Here is a 21,402-nt window from a genome sequence, read left to right as displayed (position 1 = left end):
GCACCCGGTACACAGGGTCAGCAGAAAATGGACTCTGTGACTCAAGTCACAACAGATGGTCCAGTGGTTGAGGGTGACTCTTCGGGCGTTCCGTCGTTTTCCTGGCGCACATCCGGCCGTCCGGATCCGGCCACAGTCCGCGGTCCGGACGCCGCGTGGCCCGGTGGGGCTCAGGTCCTAGGACCCGTCTGGTCCCCTGGCCCGATGCCGGGGCCGCCGTACGCGGTTAGCGTTCCGGTGTGCTGCAGACGACTCCCGCGACCCCGAGCCCCGAGCCCATCCCCCATGCTGAGGGGGTGAGCAACGACGAGTTCCGCGCAGCACTCGCGCGGCTGGCCGCCGGAGTGGTGCTGGTCACCGCCCAGGAGCCGCCGCTCGACGAGGAGGGCCGCGGCGAGGACGTCGGGATGACGGCCACCGCCTTCATGTCCGTGTCCCTGGACCCGCCTCTGGTGATGGTGAGCCTGCGCAACGGCTCCCGGATGGACGACCTGCTCGACGAGCAACCGCTGTGGGCCGTCTCCGTCCTGGCGGCGGGCCAGCGGCAGATCGCGGGCCGGTTCGCCATGAAGGGCCGGATCAGCGACCGGCTGCTCTTCCAGGACCTGCCGTACGTACGCGGCGAGGTGACGGCGGCGCCGCTGATCGGCGGTGCGCTGGCGACGCTGGAGTGCCGTACGGAGCAGCGCGTGGTGGCCGGTGACCACACGCTGGTGATCGGGCGCGTGCTGACGGCGGAGGTGCCGAGCGCGGACGGGGAGCCGCTGGCGTACTTCAAGGGGCGCTACCGGCAGCTGGGGTGACGTCTACGCGCTACCGGCGGCGGGGGTGACGTCGACCCGCTACCGGCAGCCGAGGTGACGGCGTGACAGGGGCGTGGGCCCCGTGGTCACCAGTCCCGGCCCGAGCGGCCGCGCTTGGTGTCGCCGCGCTGCTTCTTCTCGCGCAGCCTGCGCTCGTTGATCCCGCGCGGGATCTTCCGCTTGATCCGCGGCTTGGGCGGCGGCGCCGTGGCCTCCGCCAGGAGCGCGGCGAGCCGGACGGCGGCCGTCTCGCGGTTGCGCCACTGGGAGCGGTGCTCGGACGCCCGTACGGAGATGACGCCGCCCACCAGCCTGCTCGCCAGCCGCTCCAGCGCCCGCGCCTTCCAGACCTCCGGGAGCGCGTCGGTCGCCGCGAGGTCGAAGCGCAGCTCCACCTGGGAGTCGCTGGTGTTGACGTGCTGGCCGCCGGGCCCGGAGGAGCGCGAGAAACGCCACATGAGCTCGGCCTCCGGCAGGGAGACCGAGCCGCGGATGACATAGGGCCCGGACATGTCATCCATGTTCCCCGCCCCGCACCGGATTCGTCACCTTCTTTTGCGCCCGTCCTTGCGCCCGAGGCCCGCGCCCGGCACCTCTTCAGGAGGAAGTTCGGCAAAGAAAGTAAAGAGAGCAGGAACCTCATGGTCTGCTGACTGCGTTAGGACGGGTGACGGTAGCTTTCGTGATGGCACGAAAGCCCGCACACGACGAGGAAAGGGACTTCCCATGGCTGTAAGCCTGTCCAAGGGCGGCAACGTCTCGCTCACCAAGGAGGCCCCGGGCCTGACCGCCGTCACGGTCGGCCTCGGCTGGGACGTCCGCACCACCACCGGCACCGACTTCGACCTCGACGCCTCGGCGATCGCGGTCAACGCGGCGGGCAAGGTCGTCTCCGACGGCCACTTCGTCTTCTTCAACAACAAGTCGACGCCGGACCAGACCATCGTGCACACCGGTGACAACGTCACGGGTGAGGGCGAGGGCGACGACGAGCAGATCAACGTCAACCTGGCAGGCCTGCCGGCCGACGTGGACAAGATCGTCTTCCCGGTCTCCATCTACGACGCCGAGGCCCGCAGCCAGAACTTCGGCCAGGTCCGCAACGCGTTCATCCGCATCCTCAACCAGGCCGGCGGCGCCGAGATCGCCCGCTACGACCTGAGCGAGGACGCCGCCACCGAGACCGCCATGGTCTTCGGCGAGCTCTACCGCAACGGTGCCGAGTGGAAGTTCCGCGCGGTCGGCCAGGGTTACGCCTCCGGCCTCAGCGGTATCGCCCGCGACTTCGGCGTCAACCTCTGACCCGAGCCGCACCCCGTTTCCACCGGGAGCCCCCGGCCGCGTACACGTGCGGCCGGGGGCTCCCGCGCGCGTGCGTGATGTCCCGTCAACTCACATGTACGGCCCCATGTACAGCGCAGCGAAATCACGCCACTCCACCGAATACCGGACACCCGCACACCCCAGTCGGACAAGGACTGGTCAAAAAGTTGTGAGGTAATTGTCGGCACACCGTCAACTTCGCCCATTCGGTGGCACGCTCTCCGCTCGTAGTCCCCCCACAGGACGACCAACGGAGAACACACATGAACCTCCACGCCACCCCCCACACCTCCCGCACCACGCGGACCACCCGCACCACCCGTCGGCTCGCAGCGCTCGCGGCGGTCGCCGCGATGGTGGTCGCCGGAGTCCAGACCGGTTCCGCGGTCGCCACCCCCGGCGACAACGGCGGTGACGCACCGGCCCCCTCCACGGCCGCCGCGCTCGGCATCAACTCCTCGGCCGACCGCGCCACCGCCATCAAGTCGGCACGGACCAGGACCGCCGCGGCGGCGAAGGCCCTCAACCTCGGTGCCGGCGAGAAGCTGATCGTCCGCGACGTCATCACCGACGCCCACGGCACCGTCCACACCCGGTACGAGCGCACCTACGACGGCCTGCCCGTCCTCGGCGGCGACCTCGTCACGCACACCGCCGCCACCGGCACGCTCCGAAGCGTCGACAAGGCGACGGACGCGAAGATAGCCGTGGCGTCGACCACGCCGAAGCTGAAGGCCGCGGCGAGCGCCCGCAAGGTGATCTACGCGAGCCACGGCGGAACGCCCGTACTCGCCTGGGAGACCGTCAAGAAGGGCGTGCAGAAGGACGGCACGCCGAGCCGCGTCCACACCATCACCGACGCCACCACCGGCAAGAAGCTGCACAGCTACGAGGCGGTCGAGACCGGCACCGGCCACAGCCAGTACAGCGGCGAGGTCGAGCTCACCACCACGAAGACCGACGCGGGCTTCGAGCTCACCGACGCCGAGCGCGGCGGCCACAAGACGTACGACCTGAACCAGGGCTCCTCCGGCACCGGCACCCTCGTCACGGATGACGACGACACCTGGGGCGACGGCACCGGCGAGGACCGGCAGACCGCCGCCGTCGACGCCCACTACGGCGCCGCGAAGACCTGGGACTTCTACAAGTCGGCGCTCGGCCGGGACGGCATCCGCGGCGACGGCAAGGCCGCGTACTCCCGCGTCCACTACGGCGAGAACTACGTCAACGCCTTCTGGGACGACAGCTGCTTCTGCATGACGTACGGCGACGGCGAGGGCAACAAGAACGCGCTCACCACCATCGACGTCGCGGGCCACGAGATGACCCACGGCCTCACCTCCGCCACCGCGAACCTGGAGTACGCGGGCGAGTCCGGCGGCCTCAACGAGGCGACCAGCGACATCCTCGGCACCTCGGTGGAGTTCTTCGCCGACAACGCATCGGACGCCGGCGACTACCTCATCGGCGAGAAGATCGACATCAACGGCGACGGCACCCCGCTGCGCTACATGGACCAGCCCTCCAAGGACGGCAGCTCCGCCGACTACTGGGACGAGAACCTCGGCAACCTGGACGTCCACCACTCCTCCGGCGTCGCCAACCACTTCTTCTACCTGCTCGCCGAGGGCAGCGGGAAGAAGACGGTCAACGGCGTCGAGTACGACTCGCCTACCTCCGACGGCTCGACGCTGACGGGCATCGGCCGGGAGAAGGCGTACCAGATCTGGTACAAGGCGCTCTCCGTCTACATGACCTCCACCACCGACTACGCGGGCGCGCGCGTCGCGACCGAGAAGGCGGCGACCGACCTGTTCGGCGCGGACAGCGAGGAGCTGAAGGCGGTCTCGGCCACCTGGACCGGCGTCAACGTCAAGTAACCCCGGCCGTACGGAACACGGAAGCCGGTCAGCCCTCCACGGGCGGCCGGCTTTCGCCGTACAGCCAGGCGTCCCACAGCGCGGTGAGGTCCTGGCCGGTCTCCTTCTCCACGTACGCGGTGAAGTCGTCGGTCGCGGCGTTGCCGTGCCGGTGCGCCTTCGTCCACCCCTTGACCAGCGCGAAGAACGCCGCGTCGTCGTCGATGGCGAGCCGGATCCGGTGGACGACCATCGCGCCGCGCCCGTACACCGGCGGTTCGAACAGGTCGGCGGCGTCCGGCGGATCGGCGGGCGGGAAGGCCCAGTTGGCGTCGTCCGCGTACGCCTCGTCGAAGCTCTCCCGGACCGGTACGCCGTCGTGGTCGGCGGCCCAGAGCCACTCCGCGTACGTGGCGAAGCCCTCGTTGAGCCAGAGGTCGCGCCAGGTCGCCGGGGTGACGGAGTTGCCGAACCACTGGTGGGCCAGCTCGTGGACGAGGAGCGCGGTGTCGGGCGGGCCGGGGAAGACGGGCCGGTTCTGGGTCTCCAGCGCGTACGCCGAGTCGCCCTCGCGCTCCACGATCGCGCCGGCGGAGGTGAACGGGTACGGGCCGAACTTCTGCGCCGACCACGCCAGTACGGCCGGGATCTCGTCCAGCACGTCCCGACTCGCGGCCGCCGACTCCGGGTCCACGGCCGTGAACAGCCGGATCCCGTCGGGCGTGCGCGACTGCTCGGTGGTGAACCGGCCGACGGCGACGGTCGCCAGATAGCTCGCCATCGGTTCGGTGGTGCGCCAGCGGTAGGCGGTACGGCCGTTCTCCGTACGGCGGGCGACCAGTTCTCCGTTGGAGACGGCCGTGAGCTTCTCCGGAACGGTGACCTCGATGTCGTACGCGGCCTTGTCGCTCGGGTGGTGGTTGCCGGGGAACCAGGCCATGGAGCCGGCCGGCTCACCGAGGGCGACCGCGCCGTCCGCCGTCCGCAGCCAGCCCTCCTTGCCGCCGTCGGCGTCCGTGATGGCCTGCGGCGCGCCGGAGTAGCGCACGACGGTGGTGAACGTGCGCCCCTTGCGCAGCCGTTCCTCCACCGCGGCGCCCGGCCGGATCGTCAGCTCCCGGCCCGCCCGGTTCACGGCCGCCGGACGCCCCTCCACGGTGGCGGACTCCACGTCGAGCCCGGCCAGGTCGAGGTGGAAGGCGCTCAGGTCCTGCGTGGCGCGGGCGGTGATGGTGGCCGTGCCGCGCAGCCGGTTCGCGGCCGGGTCGACGTCGAGCTCCAGGCCGTAGTGGGTGACGTCGTAGCCGCCGTTGCCGAGCCCCGGGAAGTACGGGTCGCGCAGTCCCACGGCCCCCGGAGTGCCCTCGACGCCGCCGGAGCAGCCCGCGGCGAGGAGGACGAGGGCGAGGAGGACGGAGGTGGCGGCGGCCGGGAGGCGGTGGTTCACCGGACGATCCTAGGCGTCCCTAGGCGTCCCTAGGCGTCCCTCGGCGTCCCTCGGCGTCCCTAGGCATCGGAAGCGGTGCGGCTGTGGACGGCAAGGAGCCGCCCGCCCCGGGGGACGGGCGGACGGCTCTGTCTCAGAGGATGGCGATACCGAGGGGTCGGTTGCCTGCTTCCAGCCGTACTGGCTCGTTTTTCTCGTCGGCGAGGTCGACGACGGTGATCCCGTTCCAGTAGCCGTCGCGGGTGAACCCGCCGGTGACGTACGCCGTGCGGCCGTCCGCCGACACCGCCACGTCCTCGTGCGGCCCCTCCAGCGGAACGACCCGCTCCGTACCGTCGGGGGCGCGGACGGTGAGCGAGGGGTCCTCGTCGTCCGAGCCGATCGGACCGGTGCCGACGACGAGGAGGGTGCCGTCGGGGGTGAGGGTGGCGCCGTGCTGGTGGGTGTCGGCGGTCATGCGCTCGACCGCCACCTCGCCGGTGCGCGGGTCGAGAACGGCGAGCCGCTCGCCTTCGAACGGCAGCAGCAGGGTGCCGTCCGCGGGGCGTACGACGGCGTAGTGCGGCTTCAGCCAGGAGCCGAGCCCGCCTTCGGTGCCGTAGGGGGCGACCTCCATGCGCCGGGTCCTGAGCGTGCGGGCGTCGACCGCCGTGACGTCGAAGGAGTCGTGGTTGGTGGCGTACACCTCACGGCCGTCCGGGGAGACGTCCACGTCGAAGGGGCGGCGGCCGACCGGGGCGGTGCCGGTGACCTCGCGGGTCGCGGTGTCGATGACCTCCAACGTGCCGTTGCCGTCCGGCACGTTGACGCCGACATAGACGTGCCGGCCGTCGGGGGCCAGGGCGATGCCCATGCCGCCGCCCCGGTACTCGCCGGTGGTGACGGGCCCGGTCTCCGTCTCGTACGGGATCAGGGCGAGCCGGGTCCGCCGCTGCGTGTCCACGACGGCGACGCCTTCGGCGGTGGCGACCCAGGCCCGCCCGTCCGCACCGACGACGAGACCGTAGGGGGCGGTGCCGACCTCGACGGAGGCGATGGGGGCGCCGCCCTCCCCGGACCCGTCCCGGCCGGGGTCGACGAAGGTGACGGTGTCGCTGCCGAAGTCGGCTACGAGCAGGGTGCCTTGGGGGGTGCGGCCGGTGGCCTGGGGGGAGGTGGTGGTTCCCGTCGCGTCCGAGGCGGAGGCGGTTGTTCCCGTCGCGTCCGGGGTGGCCTCCGTCGTGCCGGTCGCGCAGCCGGCCAGGACGGCGGCCGCGGCGAGCGCCAGCGTGAGCCGGCGCGCGCGGGAGACACCAGACGCACGAGGCGCACTAGGAGCACTGGAAGCAGTAGGCGTACTGGGAGCACCAGGGGCACGAGGTGTACGGGCCGGAGCGGCGGTCCGCGCCCCGCGTACGCCGGTCACGCGGCGGCCCGCAGCAGCGCGGCGATCTCCGCGAACCCGCGCCGCTCGGCGTGGGCCAGGGCCGTGACGCCGTCCCCGTCCGGCAGCCCAGGGGACGCCCCGGCCGCGAGCAGCAGCTCCACGATCTCCTGGTGCGCCCGGCCGCCGTCGCCGAGGATCACCGCCTCCAGCAAGGCCGTCCAGCCGAGCCGGTTGACGTGGTCCACGTCGCTGTCGGTGCGGCGCAGCACCTCCCGTACGTACGCGACATGGCCGCGCTCGGCGGCGGGGATCAGCGAGATGCCGCCGAACCGGTTGCGCAGGGTCAGATCCGGCCCGGCCGGCAGCAGGACGTCCAGCATCGCGACGCTGCCGGTGACCCCGGTGACCAGCCACGGGCTGTCCTCGCGCCGGTCCTGCGCGTCCGGATCGGCCCCGGCGGCCACGAGCAGCCGGGCCGCCTCCACATGGTCGCCGAGTGCCGCGAGGAGGAGCGGGGTGCGCAGCTCCTCGTCGCGGACGTCGACGCGCGCGCCGCCCTCGATCGCGGTGCGCACACCGTCGGGGTCGCCGGTGCGTGCGGCGGTGAGCAGGGCGTGATCGAGGGCGTTCATGGGCCTCTCCGTTCCGTACGTGGTGCTGAGGTGATTACCGGGCGAGGGCGGCGACGCCCGCCTTGGCGAACTTCTCGTCCAGGTCGCCGCTGGGCGCGCCCGCCACGCCGATGCCCGCGACCGGGGCGCCCTTGACCTGGACCGGGGCGCCGCCGCCGAGGAACAGGGTGCCGGGGATGTCCTTCAGGTTGGGAGCCTGCTCCAGGCGCTTGACCAGCTCGGAGGTGGGCGCGTTCCAGGAGACGGCGGTGAACGCCTTCTTCACGGCGGACTCCGGCGACTGCGGACCGGCGCCGTCGCCGCGGAGCGTCACGATGGTGTTGCCGTTGCGGTCGACGACGGCGACCGAGACCCGCTGGTTCTCCTTCTTCGCGGCGTCCAGCGTGGCCTGCGCGGCCTTGGTGGCGGCGGCCACGGTGAGGTGCGTGCTCTGCTGGAGGTTCCGGTTGTCCGTGTCGGCCTTGACCGCGGCGGCGGGAGCGGCGGCCGGGGCGGAGGCGTTCGCGGAGACGGCCCCGAAGGTCCCGGCCCCGAGGGCGGCGACGGCGACGGTACCGGTGAGGACACGGGCCCGCAGCGACAGCTTCTTCATGGTGGCTCCTTGGTGGTTTCCGGGCCCGTCCCGATGACGGTCCCGGCGTTTCGCTCTCTGCCATCGATCCTCCGGCCGGATCCGGCCCCGTACGGTCGGCGTACCGGCTGCGAACGGCGCGCGGGACGGCTGACGCCCCTGTCGGCCGATCGGTTGATGCGGGGGTGGTCGGATGGGGCCACCATGGAGGGATCCGTGCAGGTCAACGAGGGAACGTGAGGTACAGGGTGGAGCGCCGGACCGGTGTACGGGAAGCGGAGGCGGACGGTACGGCCTCCGGCCCCGACCCCGACGCCCGCTGGCTCGCGCTCCTCATGCACGCGGCGTTCTTCCTGCTGCTCGGGGCCTCGCTGACCCGGTTCCTGATGCGGCACCCGGGCGAGGCCCGTACGCCGTGGATCATCGCGCTGTCGATCACGCTGGCGGTGCTGTACCTGCTCGGCCCCGTCCTCGGCTCGCGGCCCACTCCGCGCCGGCTCGCCTGGCTCGGGGTCCTGGTCGCCGTCTGGATGGTGCTGGTCGTGCTCGCGCCGAGCTTCGCGTGGTGCGCGGTGCCGTTGTTCTACACCGGGCTGCGCATCCTGCCGCCGCGCGCGGCGCTCGCGCTGGTGGCGCTGCTCACGGCCTTCGTGGTGGCCGCGCAACTGCGCCTGGCCACCGGCTTCGACCCGAACCTGGTGCTGGCCCCACCGGCCGTGGCGGCCGTCGCCACCGCCGTATTCGTGCATATGCAACGGCAGGCCGTACGCCAACGGGACCTGGCGGCCCGTCAGCGCGAGCTGATCGACGACCTGCTGCGCACCCGGCGCGAACTGGCCGCCACCGAGCGGCGCGAAGGGACCCTCGCCGAGCGCCAGCGGCTCTCCATGGAGATCCACGACACGCTGGCGCAGGGCCTGTCCAGCCAGCAGATGCTGCTCCAGGCGGCCGACCGCACGTGGGCCGCCGACCCGGACGCGGCCCGCCGCCATGTCCGTACGGCCACGGGCATCGCGGAACGCAACCTCGCCGAGGCCCGCCGCTTCGTCCACGACCTGGCCCCGGCCGACCTGGCGGAGGGCGGCGGCCTGGAGGCGGCCCTGCACGCACTGGCGGCCCGCGAGAGCGCCCAGGCGCCGGGGACGCTCACCGTGCGCTGCCATGTGGAAGGCGCCCCGCATGCCCCGCTGCCGGACCGGGTGCAGTCCGCGCTGCTGCGGATCGCGCAAGGGGCCCTCGCCAACGTACGGGAGCACGCGGGCGCCACCGCCGCCGGGCTGACCCTGACCCACCTGGACGACCGGGTGGTCCTGGACATCGGCGACAACGGCCGCGGCTTCACACCGGAGCCCGGCGCCCCGCGCGCGACGGGCACGGGCGGGGCGGGGAGCACGGGCGGGGCGGCGAGCACCGTACGCGGCCACGGGCTCCCGGCGATCCGGGCCCGCGTGCAGCAGCTCGGCGGCACGCTGACGATCGAGTCGGCGCCGGGCGAGGGCACGGTGCTCTCGGCCGAGATCCCGCTCACCCCGACGGAGAACCCCACGGAGGCCCCCGCATGACCGCCGAGGCACCCCCGCCCGCCCCCTCCCCCGTACGCATCCTCCTCTGCGACGACCACGCGGTCGTCCGCGCCGGCCTGCTGGCCCTCCTCGGCAGCGAGCCGGACATCGAGGTCGTCGGCGAGGCGGGCAGCGGCGAGGAGGCCGTGGTCCTCGCCGCCCGCCTCACCCCGGACGTCGTCCTCATGGACCTCCAGCTCGGCGCCGGCATCGACGGCGTGGAGGCGACCCGCCGCATCGCCGCCGCCGGCACGGTCCACGTCCTGGTGCTGACCACGTACGACACCGACGCCGACATCACGCGGGCCATCGAGGCGGGCGCCACCGGCTATCTGCTGAAGGCGGAGCGCCCGGAGGAACTCTTCGCCGCGATCCGCTCCGCCGCCGAGGGCCGCACCACGCTCTCGGCCCCGGTCGCCAGCCGCGTCATGGCCCGCATGCGCAGCCCCCGCCCCACCCTCACCGACCGCGAACGCGACATCCTGGCCCAGCTCTCCCAGGGCCTCGGCAACCGCGACATCGCCCGCGCGCTGTTCATCAGCGAGGCCACGGTCAAGACCCACCTGGGCCGGATCTACGACAAGCTCGGCGTCGACACGCGGGCGGGCGCGGTGTCGGTGGCGAAGGAGCAGCGGCTGCTGCCGTAGGGGCGGGGGCCCAGGCCTGTCCGACTCCATGGCCGGAAACGGTCCTGCGGAACTTTCGTCCAAGACACGCGCGACGAAGTCGGCAACGGTGGAGCCATGCGCGGACACCAGGACACCGAGAACGGCTGGGAGGTGGCCCACCTCCCAGCCGGCCCATCGCTCGACGGCGTCCGCATGGCGGGCTTCCGGGACCGCGCCGCCGTGGGGCTGGACATGCAGGTGCTGCCTCAGCCCGCCGTGATCGTCGTCATCGGCCTCGGGGACGTCCTCCTCACCGTCGAGGACACCGCCGGCCAACGGCCCATGAGGAGCTTCATCGCCTCTCAGTCGCCCGGCCCTGCCCGGATCCGGGGGGAGGGCGTCGCCTGTGTCGAGGTGTCCTTGGCGCCCCGGGCCGTCCATGCGCTGCTGGGTGTCTCTCCGCGCGAACTGGACGGCTCGGTCACCGCACTCGACGACCTCTGGGGCCGGCCGGCGCGGCGCCTCCACGAGCGGCTGTCCGACGCCACGACGTGGCAGGAACGCCTCGCGCTGACGGACGCGTTCCTTACGAGGCGGGCTGCGGGAACACCGCCGATGTCGCCGGAGGTCGCCGCCGCCTGGGACACCATCGTGGCCCGGCGGGGCCGGATCCGGGTCGCCGACCTCGCCGCGTCCTTCGGCTGGAGCCGCAAGCGGCTGTGGTCCCGGTTCACCGACCAGATCGGTCTCACACCCAAGCGGGCGGCCATGCTCGTCCGCTTCGACCATGCGGCGCGGGCGCTCTGCGCGGGTGAGAGCCCCGGGGACGTGGCTCTGGCCTGCGGCTACGCCGACCAGCCACACCTCCATCGCGACGTACTGGCCCTGGCCGGATGCACACCGGGCGCGCTGGCGAGCAGGACGACGTCCGCCACGTGAAACCACCGCACGAGAAACCACCCCACAGGGAGAGGAAGACACCAGTGACGAACAGCGATGTGTCAGGAGCGGCAGAGGCGGCAGGCGCGGCGGACGCGGCAGGCCGGGACCTGATCGGCCGGCTCGCGTACGGAAGCCTGGCGGCGCAGACCCTGCGCGCGGCGGTGCGGCTGGGGGTGATGGAGCTGGTGGGGGACGCACCCCGCCCGGCCGCCGATGTGGCCGCCGAGGCCGGGGCCGAGCCCCAGCCCATGACCCGGCTGCTCCGCGCCCTGGCCGGGCTGGGCCTGCTGTCGGAACAGCCCCCCGGCTCCTTCTCGGTGACCCCGGCGGGCGCGCTCCTGCGCCCCGGCCGCCCCGACTCGCTCGCCTCCTTCGTCCGGATGTTCACCGAGCCCATGATGCTGCGTGCCTGGGAGCACCTGGACGACAGCGTCCGTACCGGCGAGATCGCCTTCGACACCGTCTTCGGCACCGACTTCTTCAGCCATCTCGCGCAGCACCCCGAGCTGTCCGCCGAGTTCAACGCGGCGATGAGCCAGGCCACCGCGGAGACCGCGGCCGCGCTCCCGTACGCCTTCGACTTCGGCCGGTACACCTCGGTCACGGACGTGGGCGGCGGCGACGGAACGCTTCTGGCCGCCGTACTCGCCGCCCATCCGGGCCTCACCGGGGTGCTGCTCGATACGGCGGAGGGGCTGGCGGGCGCGCCGGACACGCTGGCGGGCCGAGGGCTGGCGGAGCGGTGCTCCCTGACCCCCGGCGACTTCTTCCAGACGGTCCCCGCGGGCTCGGATCTGTACCTCGTGAAGAGCGTCCTGCACGACTGGACGGACGATCAGGCGGTCACGATCCTGAGCAACTGCCGCAAGGTGCTGCCACCCGGCGGGCTCGTCCTGATCGTGGAGCCCGTGCTGCCCGACGTCGTCGACGGCACCGACGCCGGGGCCACCTACCTGACCGACCTCAACATGCTGGTGAACGTGGGCGGCCGGGAGCGCACCCGCCAGGACTTCGAGGAGGTGTGCCACCGCGCGGGCCTGACCCTCACGGCGGTCACCCCGCTCGCGAAGGCCGCACCGTTCACCCTCATCGAAGCCACGGCCGCGGCCACCGGCGACTGAGCGGCACCGAGCAGCCCTGGGGGCCGCCACGGCGGCCCCCACGGTGGTCAGCTCTCGTCGAACACCGCGTCGGCGGTGGACGCGGTGACGGCCCGCTCGAACCACACGTCGAGCACGTCAAGATCCTTGCAGCCGGTGATCCGCTGCCGCACCTCATCCGGCACCTCGACCCCCCGTACCGCGAGGATCCGCAGGATGTCCTCGCCGCGGCCTTCCACCCGGCCTTCCAAACGCCCTTCGTCGCGGAAGGATTCGGCGACGAAGCCGCGGAAGTGACTGAGACCAGTGCCCATCAGGTTCCTCCAGAGCTCGCGGGCCGAGGTCGTTCCCAGGCCCGCTTCGGTGAATTCGGCGAAGACCGCTGCGGCGTCGGCGTCCGTGGCCCGGAGGGCCTCGGCGAGCGCGTCCAGTATGGCAGCGATGTCGTGATCGTTACTATGGGTGATCGCGGAGAAGACAGCCATCGGCAGGTCTTCCGCAGCTCTCGCGGCGTCCGTGATCATCGGTACGTTGTGCGGACCGAGCACCAGCGGGAACACGGCGAGGCTCGGGTGCTTCTCCAGGCCGATACGGATCGGCTCGGCCGCCCACTCGGCCGTTCCCTTGTCCCGGCAGACGACGAGCAGCACCGGCGGGTACCGGAACTTCGCGTAGAGGTGGGCGAGGTAGTAGGCCCAACTGCTCCGCTTGTCCGGGTCCTTCCTGCCCTGCGCCTCGATCGCCAGCAACAGGCTGTCGCCGCCGACCAGGTCGATGCGCAGCAGCGTGTCCACGTGCCGTTCGAGCGGCCTGATCTCCGTGAGATCCGTGTCCATGAGCGACACCGCGACCGATTCCGGGAAGGGGATGCCCAGGGTGCGGAAGGCGCTGGCGAACAAACCCGGATTCTTCTGGAAGATCGGATGATGAGCCTCATGGGGCGAACTGACCATAAGGCGAAGCTAGAGCCGTCTGGCATATGCGTGAGGCATAACGATCTCCGTTCACCCGTTCGTGTCAGCCCGGCCCGACCCGGCATGACACCATCGATCCGTGCTCGACATCGGCTACTCCCTCTCCCGCCGCTTCCCCGATCCCCCGCAGACCGACTACCGCCGCGCGGAGGTCCGCGCGCTGCGGCACGATCTGTTCTCCGGTGACGTCTACCTCGCGGACACCAAGGTGGACCGCGAGGTGTCCACAGCCTGGGGATGGGTGCCGGTGCTCGACTTCGCGTGGGCGCTGTGCGACATCGTCGAGCAGATCGACCAGGACCCGCGCGGCAACCGCTCGCACCGGCGGCAGTACGCGGAACTGGACTTCACCGAGTCCTCGGACGTCATGATCTTCGAGCGGCGGTTCGGCTGGGTCGACGTCGAGGCGGACTGGATGCCCGGCGACGAGCCGCCGCTGACCTTCAGCCACTCGCTCCTGCGCCGCGAGGCCCGCGACTTCCTGCACGACCTGATCGCCGACCTGGCCGACCTGCACGACGGCCTCGCCGACAACCCGGTGATCTGGGACCTCCAGGCCCGCTTCCCCCGCCTCTGACCGCGCCCCGCGGACGCGTCACCCCTCCACCCGCACCCCGATCTGCGCCGCGAACGCCGGGGCCAGCTCCATCAGCTGCGCCGGGCTGATCACCGCGCCCGCCAGCCGGTCCACGCCCCGGGCGATGTCCAGCTCCGCCACCGACCGCAGGTCCACCGACTCCATCCGCACCGCGCTGAAGTCCGCCCGCTTCAGCACACAGTCCCGGAACTCCACCCGCACCAGGTGCGCGTCCCCGAAATCGGGCTCCGAGAGCACGCAGCCCTCGAAGACCACGTCCTTCAGCCGGGCCTTGCGCAGGTTCAGGTAGTCGATCTTCCCGCCGCGCACCACCACCCGCTCCAGCACCGCCCCGTGCAGCTGCACCCCGCCCAGCCGTGCGTCCACCACCTCCACGTCCCGCAGCGACGCCTCCGCGAGATCCGTGCCCACGCCCCGTACGCCGGTCAGCACCGAGTCCATGAAGCGGGCCCGCGCCAGCTCCGTACGGTCCAGGGCGCAGCCCTCCAGCGCGCAGTCCATGAACCGCGCGCCCCGCCCCGACGCGTCCGCCAGGTCCACGCCGTCGAACCGCACCCCGTCGTAGTCGCCGTCCGGCTCCAGGCCCTCGCCGTCGTACGGAACGAGCGGCGGCAGCCGCACCTCCGGGCGCCGCGCCGCCGCGACGGTGTCCTTCTTGGCCTTGGCCGTCCTGGTCGTCCTGCCCGCACTCGTCGCCATGCCCCCATCGTGACGCACCCCACTGACAACGCCCCGGGCCGCATGTCACGCGCCGCCGCCTCCGATCCGTCGCATCATCAAAGAGGCGAAGGAGTTCCAGCCATGGAGCGCATCCAGAGCAACACCCGCACCCACATCCACGTCATCGGCGGCGGCCTCGCCGGGCTCACCGCCGCGATCACCGCGGCCGAATCCGGCGCGCGGGTCACCCTGTACGAGGGCCACCGGACGCTCGGCGGACGGGCCAGGACCGCCGACGGGCCGTACCGCACGAACGAGGGACCGCACGCCCTGTACCACCGCGGGCCGCTCTGCACCTGGCTGGCCCGGCGCGGTCTGCTCGGCCCGGTCGCCTCCGTACCGCTCCTCGAAGGGCTCCGCTTCCGCTTCCGGCGGGCCGGAGCCCTGCGCGCGCTGCCGCCCGCCGCCCTGCTGCGGCTCTCCCGCCGCAACCCGCGCACGGCCCCGGTGGACGCCACCTTCCAGGAGTGGGCCGCCGGCCAGGCCGGGGACGAGGGCGCCCGGGCGGCCGCGCGCTTCGTCGCCGCCGCGCTCTTCCACCACGACCCCGGCGCGCTCTCCGCCCGGTTCGTCCAGGAGCGCTTCAGCCGCCTCACCTCGCTGCCGCCCGAGGCCCGCTACCCGGTCGGCGGCTGGGCGCGGCTCGTCGAGCGGATGGCCGGCCACGCGCGCGGCCTCGGCGTGGCCGTCGAGACGGGCGCCCGCATCGACACCCGTACGCTCGGCGAGCTGGCCCGCACCGGACCGGTCACCGTCGCGACCTCGCTCGACGCCGCCCGTGTCCTCCTCGACGACGCGTCGCTGACCTGGGAGAGCGGCCGCACCGTCCTGGTGGACCTGGCCGTACGGACCCGGCGCGGCGACCCGTTCATCGTGTCGGACCTGGACGCGCCCGGCTGGCTGGAACGGTTCACCGCCCAGGACCCCGGACTCGCCCCGTCCGGGGAACAGCTGCTCCAAGGCCAGTTCCCGGTCGGCCCGGACGTGCCCAGGGCCGAAGGCACCGCCCGCGCCGAGCAGCTCCTCGACCTCGGCTTCCCCGGCTGGCGCGAGCGCACCACCTGGCGCTCCGAGGCCCTCGCCGACGGCCGCACCGGCGCCGTCGACCGCCCCGGCACCACCTGGCGGGACCGGCCCGCGATCGTCCGCGGCGACGGGATCTTCCTGGCGGGCGACCAGGTCGCCGCCCCGGGGCTCCTCAGCGAGGTCTCTTTCACCAGCGGCCTCGAAGCCGCGCTGCTCGCCGTGAAGGACGCCGGAGGGTCATCCGGCCGCCGCTCCGGATCCGGGGTTGACCTCAACCGAACCTGAGGTACGAGGGTGAGGGCACAAGCCCGCCAGGCCCCGCCGCGCCAGCCCGCCAGCCCGCCAGGCCTCGCCCGCCGCCCCGTCCCGCCGCCCCGAGGGAGCCCTTCATGCACGCCATCCGCCTCCACGCCTTCGGCCCCGCCGAGAACCTCACGTACGAACGGACCGAGGATCCCGTCCCCGGCCCCGGCCAGGTCCGCATCGCCGTGGAGGCGGCCGGCGTGCACCTCCTGGACACCGCGCTCCGGGAAGGACACACCGGCCCCTTCCCGGCACCCGCCACGCTCCCCACCATCCCCGGCCGCGAGGTCGCCGGAACCGTCGAGTCGCTCGGCGAGGGCACCGACCCCTCCTGGCTCGGCAAGCGCGTCGTCGCGCACATCGGCACGGCACCGGGCGGGTACGCCGAACTCACCGTCACCGAGGCCGACAAGCTCCACGAGATCCCCGGAAACCTCGGCGCCGCCGAAGCCGTCGCCATGATCGGCACCGGCCGCACCGCGCTCGGCATCCTCGCCTTCACCGACCTCGGCCCCGACTCGGTGGCCGTCGTCACGGCGGCGGCGGGCGGGATCGGCACCCTCCTCGTCCAGTACGCCAAGAACGCCGGGGCCACCGTCATCGCGCTGGCCGGCGGCCCCGCCAAGGTCGCCCGGGCCCAGGCGAACGGCGCCGACCTCGCCCTCGACTACACCCTCCCGGACTGGCCCCACCACGCCCGCGCCTTCCTCGACGCGACCGGCCTGCGGGCCACCGTGGTCCACGACTCCGTCGGCGGGACCACCGCCCGCAGCGCGGTCGACCTGCTCGGCAAGGGCGGCCGGCACATCGTCCACGGCTGGTCCGGCGAAGGCCTCCACGACGGCCGGCCCCTCACCTTCACCCCGGAGGAACTGGCCGAACGGGCCATCACCTCCACCTCCGTCCTCGGGCCCCGGCTGATCGAACGCGGCGGCGGTCTCCGCACCCTGGAGACCCGCGCCCTCGCCGAAGCGGCGGCCGGCCGGCTCCGCCCCGCCGTCCAGCGCTACCCGCTCGCACAAGCGGCCGCCGCGCACCGGGCGTTGGAGACGCGCGGCACGATCGGCAAGGTGGTGCTGGAGCCGTAAGCCATAAGGAATCAGCCTCCTCAGGCCCCCAGCCGCGCCAACGCCCCGTCCGTCAGCCGGTACACCGTCCACTCGTCCTGCGGCCGCGCGCCCAGGGACTCGTAGAACGCGATGGACGGGGCGTTCCAGGCGAGCACCGACCACTCCAGCCGCTCGTACCCGCGCTCCACGCAGATCCGCGCCAGCTCCGTCAGCAGCGCCTTGCCGTGGCCGCCGCCGCGCCGGTCCGGGCGGACGTACAGGTCCTCCAGGTAGATGCCGTGCACCCCGCGCCAGGTGGAGAAGTTCAGGAACCACAGGGCGAAGCCGACCACCTCGCCGCCGTCCTGTCCGGCCGTCGCCACATGCGCGTACGCGGCGGGCCGCTCGCCGAACAGGGCCTCCCGCAGCTGCTCCTCGGAGGCGACCACCTGGTCGAGAGCCTTCTCGTACGCGGCGAGTTCACGCACCAAGGCGTGCAGGACAGGAACGTCATCAGGGACAGCGGTACGGATCATGGGGGCAGCGTAGACAGCCCTTCCCGGCGCACCCGTCACCGCGTCCGCAGCAACCGTCACCGCATCCGCCGCACGCGCCACGCATCCGCAGCACCCGTCACCGCACCGCGTCCACAGCACCCGTCACCGCATCAGCAGCAACCGCCGCGCGATCTCCGCATGATCCGGCGCGATCCGCCGCTCCCCGCCGCCGACCGCCCACACCGCGTTCTGGAGCACCCGCCCCAGCGTCCAGGCCCGCGCGCGCTCCCGGTCCCGCTCCAAGCCCAGCGCCTCCGTCAACGCGTCGAACCGCCACACCACCTCACCGGCGTCGAACAGGTTGTGCAGCGCCGGGAACAACTCGAACCCCGGGTCCCCCGCCAGCGGCTTCGGGTCCAGCGCCACCCACTCCCCCGCCCGCCCCGAGTCCGCGCGCCCCGCCAGGATGTTGTCGTAGTGCAGGTCCCAGTGGAGCAGCCGGTCCCCCGGCTCACCCGCCACCTCCCGCACCGCCGCCACGCAGTCCGCGAGCAGCCGCCGTTCCTCCTCGTCCGCCAGCCGCTCCACCACCCCCGGAGCCGCCGCCAGCATCCGCTCCACCGCATCGCCCAGCGTCCGCAGCCCCGCCGGCGCGGGCACCGCCGCCAGCCGGCCCAGCACCTCACCGAGCACCGTCACCGCCGCACGCGCCCCGGCCACGTCAACCACACCACCCGCACCACCCCCAGCAGCCACCCGCGACAACGGCCGCCCCTCGTCCAGCCGCTCCAGCAACAGCGCCCCGGTCTCCGGGTCATGGCCGAGCACCTCCACCGCCCCGGCCCCCGCCGCACCCCACGCCCGCAGCGCGACCGGCTCGCCCGCCGTCTCCTCGTCCACCAACTGGAGCTTCAGCACGGCCGGCACCCCGTCCGCCTCCCGCACCACCGGCAGGACCAGCGCACACATGCCGTACATCACGGCCCCGTCCCGCCGCAGCCCCCACTCCTCCAGGAACCGGCCGGCAAGGCCCGGCAACGCGGCGACGAAGGCCCGTCCGGCCGCGCCGTTGAATGCGTACTGAGAGGCGATCAGCTCGTCCGGGATGTCAATCACGCCAAGGATCCTAGGGGCGTGCGTCAATCGGACCATGCCCCGAAAACGGCCGGGCCCCACCACCGAGGGCAACGGGAGACCCGCCGGCCTCCGCGCCACCGCCGTACGCCGCTGGATCGCCACCGCACCCGGCACCTACCTCTGGCTGGCGGTCCTCTTCGTCACCACCGTCGTCCTGCACCGGATGTCCCCCGCCTTCGAGGACGACTTCCTGCGGGACCGCTCCACCAACCTCCACGAGCTCGCGCAGAACCCCGTCCGCGCCCTGATCTCCAGCGCCTTCTGGATCGACGGCGGCCGCTGGCTCCCGTACGCCGTCCTGTTCACCGTCTTCCACGCCACCGCCGAACACTGGCTCGGCACCCTGCGCTGGCTCGCGGTCGCCGTCGCCGCGCACGTCGTGGCCACGCTGGTCAGCGAGGGCGTCCTCGCCTGGGCCATCCGGGACGGGCACGCCCCGCAGTCGGCCACCACCACCCTCGACGTCGGCGTGAGCTACGCCCTCGCCGGGGTGATCGCCGTCCTCACCTACCGCGTCCCGCACCCCTGGCCGTACGTCTACGTCTTCGCCGTCCTCGTCTTCTACGGCATCCCGCTGGTCGCCGACGGCCGCACCTTCACCGACGTGGGCCACTTCACCGCCGTACTGACCGGCCTGGCCTGCTACCCCCTCACCCGCACCCGCCGGAAGACGCGGAAGACGAAACACCCCGCCGCGCAGTAACGTCCCGCCACACATACGCTCGGCGTCAACGGAGAACCGGCGCAGCGGCACACCGAGCACCACCGTCACACCCGACAGGGACCCAGGGGCATCATGAGCACCGTCAGCAACGCCAGTACCGTCAACGGCGGCATATCGTTCTGGTACGCGCAGGAGGGCACACCGGCCCCCCGTGAACCCCTCCCCGGCGACGCGAGCGCCGACGTCTGCATCGTCGGCGGCGGCTACACGGGGCTCTGGACGGCGTACTACCTGAAGAAGGCCGTCCCCTTCCTCAACATCACCGTGCTGGAGGCCAAGTTCTGCGGTTACGGGGCCTCCGGCCGTAACGGCGGCTGGCTGTACAACGGCATCGCGGGCCGGGAGCGGTACGCGAAACTCCACGGCCACGACGCCGCCGTACGGCTCCAGAAGGCGATGAACGAGACCGTCGGCGAGGTCGTCCGGACCGCCGCCGAGGAGAAGATCGAGGCCGACATCCACCAGGGCGGCGTCCTGGAGGTGGCCCACACCCCGGCGCAGCTCGCCCGCCTCAAGGACTTCCACAGCGTCGAGGTCGCGTTCGGGGAGACCGACCGGGTCCTGCGCGGCGCCCGCGAGACAGCCGAACGCGTCCACGTCACCGGAGCCGTCGGCTCCACCTGGACCCCGCACGGCGCCCGGCTCCACCCGGCCAAGCTGGTCAAGGGGCTCGCGGACACCGTCGAGGCGCTCGGCGTCACCATCCACGAGTCGACACCGGTCACCGAGATCAAGCCCAAGCACGCCGTCACCCCGTACGGCACGGTCCGCGCCCCCTACATCCTGCGTTGCACCGAGGGCTTCACGGCCGGCCTCAAGGGGCTCAAGCGGACCTGGCTCCCGATGAACTCCTCCATGATCGCCACCGAACCGCTCCCCGCCCGCATCTGGGACACCATCGGCTGGGAGGGCCGCGAGACCCTCGGCGACATGGCCCACGCCTACCTCTACGCCCAGCGCACCGCCGACGACCGCATCGCCATCGGCGGCCGCGGCTACCCCTACCGCTACGGCTCCGCTACCGACAACGACGGCCGCACCCAGCCCGCCACCATCGCCGCCCTGCGCGACCTCCTGGTCCGCCTCTTCCCGACCACGGCGGGCGTCCGCATCGACCACGCCTGGTCCGGCGTCCTCGGCGTCCCCCGCGACTGGTGCGCCACCGTCACCCTGGACCGCTCCACCGGCCTCGGCTGGGCGGGCGGATACGTCGGCTCCGGCGTCGCCACCGCCAACCTCGCCGCCCGCACCCTGCGCGACCTCATCCAGCAGGACTCCGGCCAGGCCGGCCCCACCGACCTCACCACGCTCCCCTGGGTCAACCACAAGGTCCGCCGCTGGGAACCGGAACCCTTCCGCTGGCTCGGCGTCCACGGCCTGTACGCCGCCTACCGCACCGCCGACCGCCGCGAGACGACCTCACCGCGCCCCGGCACCGACCCCATCGCGAAGGCGGCGGACCGCATCGCGGGCCGCCACTGACGATCTAGTCGGACTCCTCGGCCACCAGCACCCCCACCTTGTCGATCCGGTGCTCCGGATTGCCGAGACCGTCCCGCCAGAAGTTCCCGGCCGCGTCGTCCTCGGGCGTCGCACAGGTGGAGATCGTGATCATGGCCCGGGACGGCTCGGCACCGGGCCGCCCCGGCACCTCGGCCCGCTGCTCGGCCAGCGAACGCTCACTGCGGAAGGAGGTCTGCCGGGTCGCGGTGATCTCGTACGTGTACCGGGTGCCGTCCTCCACCACGTACACGGGATCGCCCTTGCCGAGATCCGGCAGCTCCCGCAACACACCCCCGGCGCTCAGCCGGTGCGCGGTGACGAGGTAGTTGCCGACATCTCCCGGCCCGACCCCGCCCTCCTCCCCGTACGGACTGGAGGCCACGCCCCGGTCCTGGATCCGGCTGCCGGGCACGTCGTCGGTGGTCCCCTCGTACGGCACGACGTCCAGGTCCGCGACACCGATGGCGGGGATCGCGAGGACGGCGGTCCCGGTACGGGGTTCGGTGCGGTCGGCGGGCGCGGCGGAGACGAAACCGGTGGTCAGCAGGGCGGCGGCCCCGGCACAGGCCAGCGCCCTGGGCAGCGTACGGCGTGTACGAAGACGACGGCGGCGGCTCATGGGCATCCATCCCCATCCCTGTCCGGGTCCGGTACG

At 72.8% G+C, this 21,402-nt stretch carries 22 protein-coding genes; 12 read left to right on the top strand and 10 right to left on the bottom strand.

Annotated features, from left to right (window positions below; translation table 11 throughout):
* Nucleotides 1-296 precede the first annotated feature (296 nt).
* A complete protein-coding gene (locus tag ACQP09_RS19285; protein WP_356755236.1) occupies nt 297-803 on the top strand; it encodes a flavin reductase family protein in 507 nt (168 codons plus the stop codon).
* A gap of 86 nt (nt 804-889) precedes the next feature.
* Here the strand turns inward: ACQP09_RS19285 and arfB are convergent, their stop codons facing one another.
* Nucleotides 890-1,324 carry an alternative ribosome rescue aminoacyl-tRNA hydrolase ArfB gene (gene arfB / locus ACQP09_RS19280; protein WP_433401378.1) on the bottom strand — a complete coding sequence of 145 codons (435 nt, stop codon included), beginning with the start codon at nt 1,322-1,324 and terminating at the stop codon, nt 890-892.
* Nucleotides 1,325-1,529: 205 nt separating this feature from the next.
* Here arfB and ACQP09_RS19275 point away from each other — a divergent pair, with 205 nt between their 5' ends.
* Nucleotides 1,530-2,105, top strand: a complete 576-nt coding sequence (locus ACQP09_RS19275) for a TerD family protein (RefSeq protein ID WP_161263697.1) — start codon at nt 1,530-1,532, stop codon at nt 2,103-2,105.
* 284 nt (nt 2,106-2,389) lie between these two features.
* Entirely contained in the window at nt 2,390-4,009 is a 1,620-nt protein-coding gene (locus ACQP09_RS19270; protein ID WP_433401375.1) for a M4 family metallopeptidase, read from the top strand.
* Between the two features lie 28 nt (nt 4,010-4,037).
* Here the strand turns inward: ACQP09_RS19270 and ACQP09_RS19265 are convergent, their stop codons facing one another.
* From ACQP09_RS19265 to ACQP09_RS19250, 4 genes are all read right to left on the bottom strand, one after another.
* On the bottom strand, nt 4,038-5,435 hold the full coding sequence (locus ACQP09_RS19265; protein WP_433401372.1) for a M1 family metallopeptidase: 1,398 nt from the start codon (nt 5,433-5,435) through the stop codon (nt 4,038-4,040).
* A 133-nt stretch (nt 5,436-5,568) separates the two neighbouring features.
* Nucleotides 5,569-6,840 (bottom strand): YncE family protein, encoded by a 1,272-nt coding sequence (locus ACQP09_RS19260; protein WP_433401369.1) that lies wholly within the window; start codon nt 6,838-6,840, stop codon nt 5,569-5,571.
* The gene (locus ACQP09_RS19255) at nt 6,837-7,433 is read right to left on the bottom strand and encodes an ankyrin repeat domain-containing protein (RefSeq protein ID WP_433401366.1); all 597 of its coding nucleotides are present in this window, start codon (nt 7,431-7,433) and stop codon (nt 6,837-6,839) included. The genes ACQP09_RS19260 and ACQP09_RS19255 overlap by 4 nt, the downstream gene beginning before the upstream one ends.
* 34 nt (nt 7,434-7,467) lie before the next feature.
* A complete protein-coding gene (locus ACQP09_RS19250) occupies nt 7,468-8,025 on the bottom strand; it encodes a GlcG/HbpS family heme-binding protein (protein WP_433401363.1) in 558 nt (185 codons plus the stop codon).
* A 227-nt stretch (nt 8,026-8,252) separates the two neighbouring features.
* On the opposite strand from ACQP09_RS19250, the gene ACQP09_RS19245 reads away from it, so the two are divergent.
* From ACQP09_RS19245 to ACQP09_RS19230, 4 genes are all read left to right on the top strand, one after another.
* Nucleotides 8,253-9,566 (top strand): sensor histidine kinase, encoded by a 1,314-nt coding sequence (locus ACQP09_RS19245; RefSeq protein WP_433406655.1) that lies wholly within the window; start codon nt 8,253-8,255, stop codon nt 9,564-9,566.
* Nucleotides 9,563-10,213 carry a response regulator gene (locus ACQP09_RS19240; protein ID WP_433401360.1) on the top strand — a complete coding sequence of 217 codons (651 nt, stop codon included), beginning with the start codon at nt 9,563-9,565 and terminating at the stop codon, nt 10,211-10,213. Before ACQP09_RS19245 ends, ACQP09_RS19240 begins: the two co-directional genes overlap by 4 nt.
* 96 nt (nt 10,214-10,309) lie before the next feature.
* Complete coding sequence (locus tag ACQP09_RS19235) at nt 10,310-11,113, top strand: helix-turn-helix transcriptional regulator (RefSeq protein WP_433401357.1); 804 nt, start codon at nt 10,310-10,312, stop codon at nt 11,111-11,113.
* Between the two features lie 44 nt (nt 11,114-11,157).
* Nucleotides 11,158-12,237 (top strand): methyltransferase, encoded by a 1,080-nt coding sequence (locus ACQP09_RS19230; RefSeq protein WP_433401354.1) that lies wholly within the window; start codon nt 11,158-11,160, stop codon nt 12,235-12,237.
* A 47-nt stretch (nt 12,238-12,284) separates the two neighbouring features.
* Here the strand turns inward: ACQP09_RS19230 and ACQP09_RS19225 are convergent, their stop codons facing one another.
* Nucleotides 12,285-13,169 (bottom strand): hypothetical protein, encoded by an 885-nt coding sequence (locus ACQP09_RS19225; protein WP_433401351.1) that lies wholly within the window; start codon nt 13,167-13,169, stop codon nt 12,285-12,287.
* Between the two features lie 100 nt (nt 13,170-13,269).
* On the opposite strand from ACQP09_RS19225, the gene ACQP09_RS19220 reads away from it, so the two are divergent.
* Nucleotides 13,270-13,767: a hypothetical protein gene (locus ACQP09_RS19220; protein WP_433401349.1), complete on the top strand. Its 498-nt coding sequence runs from the start codon at nt 13,270-13,272 to the stop codon at nt 13,765-13,767.
* Nucleotides 13,768-13,785: 18 nt separating this feature from the next.
* On the opposite strand, the gene ACQP09_RS19215 is transcribed toward ACQP09_RS19220, so the two are convergent.
* Nucleotides 13,786-14,487 carry a pentapeptide repeat-containing protein gene (locus tag ACQP09_RS19215; protein ID WP_433401346.1) on the bottom strand — a complete coding sequence of 234 codons (702 nt, stop codon included), beginning with the start codon at nt 14,485-14,487 and terminating at the stop codon, nt 13,786-13,788.
* 102 nt (nt 14,488-14,589) lie between these two features.
* On the opposite strand from ACQP09_RS19215, the gene ACQP09_RS19210 reads away from it, so the two are divergent.
* On the top strand, nt 14,590-15,819 hold the full coding sequence (locus ACQP09_RS19210; RefSeq protein ID WP_433401343.1) for an NAD(P)-binding protein: 1,230 nt from the start codon (nt 14,590-14,592) through the stop codon (nt 15,817-15,819).
* Nucleotides 15,820-15,923: 104 nt separating this feature from the next.
* Complete coding sequence (locus tag ACQP09_RS19205) at nt 15,924-16,925, top strand: zinc-binding dehydrogenase (RefSeq protein ID WP_433401340.1); 1,002 nt, start codon at nt 15,924-15,926, stop codon at nt 16,923-16,925.
* Between the two features lie 20 nt (nt 16,926-16,945).
* Here the strand turns inward: ACQP09_RS19205 and ACQP09_RS19200 are convergent, their stop codons facing one another.
* Both ACQP09_RS19200 and ACQP09_RS19195 read right to left on the bottom strand, forming a co-directional pair.
* The gene (locus ACQP09_RS19200) at nt 16,946-17,422 is read right to left on the bottom strand and encodes an N-acetyltransferase family protein (RefSeq protein ID WP_433401337.1); all 477 of its coding nucleotides are present in this window, start codon (nt 17,420-17,422) and stop codon (nt 16,946-16,948) included.
* Between the two features lie 123 nt (nt 17,423-17,545).
* Entirely contained in the window at nt 17,546-18,535 is a 990-nt protein-coding gene (locus tag ACQP09_RS19195; RefSeq protein ID WP_433401334.1) for an aminoglycoside phosphotransferase family protein, read from the bottom strand.
* Here ACQP09_RS19195 and ACQP09_RS19190 point away from each other — a divergent pair.
* Nucleotides 18,534-19,223 carry a rhomboid-like protein gene (locus ACQP09_RS19190; protein ID WP_433401331.1) on the top strand — a complete coding sequence of 230 codons (690 nt, stop codon included), beginning with the start codon at nt 18,534-18,536 and terminating at the stop codon, nt 19,221-19,223. The genes ACQP09_RS19195 and ACQP09_RS19190 overlap by 2 nt on opposite strands.
* 93 nt (nt 19,224-19,316) lie before the next feature.
* On the top strand, nt 19,317-20,726 hold the full coding sequence (locus ACQP09_RS19185; protein ID WP_433401328.1) for an NAD(P)/FAD-dependent oxidoreductase: 1,410 nt from the start codon (nt 19,317-19,319) through the stop codon (nt 20,724-20,726).
* 4 nt (nt 20,727-20,730) lie between these two features.
* Here the strand turns inward: ACQP09_RS19185 and ACQP09_RS19180 are convergent, their stop codons facing one another.
* Nucleotides 20,731-21,366, bottom strand: coding sequence for a class E sortase (locus ACQP09_RS19180; RefSeq protein ID WP_433401325.1), 636 nt, complete (start codon nt 21,364-21,366; stop codon nt 20,731-20,733).
* Nucleotides 21,367-21,402: the final 36 nt, after the last annotated feature.

Source organism: Streptomyces sp. CA-146814 (assembly GCF_050942385.1).
GTDB lineage: Bacteria > Actinomycetota > Actinomycetes > Streptomycetales > Streptomycetaceae > Streptomyces.
Note: the sequence above shows the minus strand (reverse complement) of the source record. Positions and strands in the feature narration are given on the sequence as shown.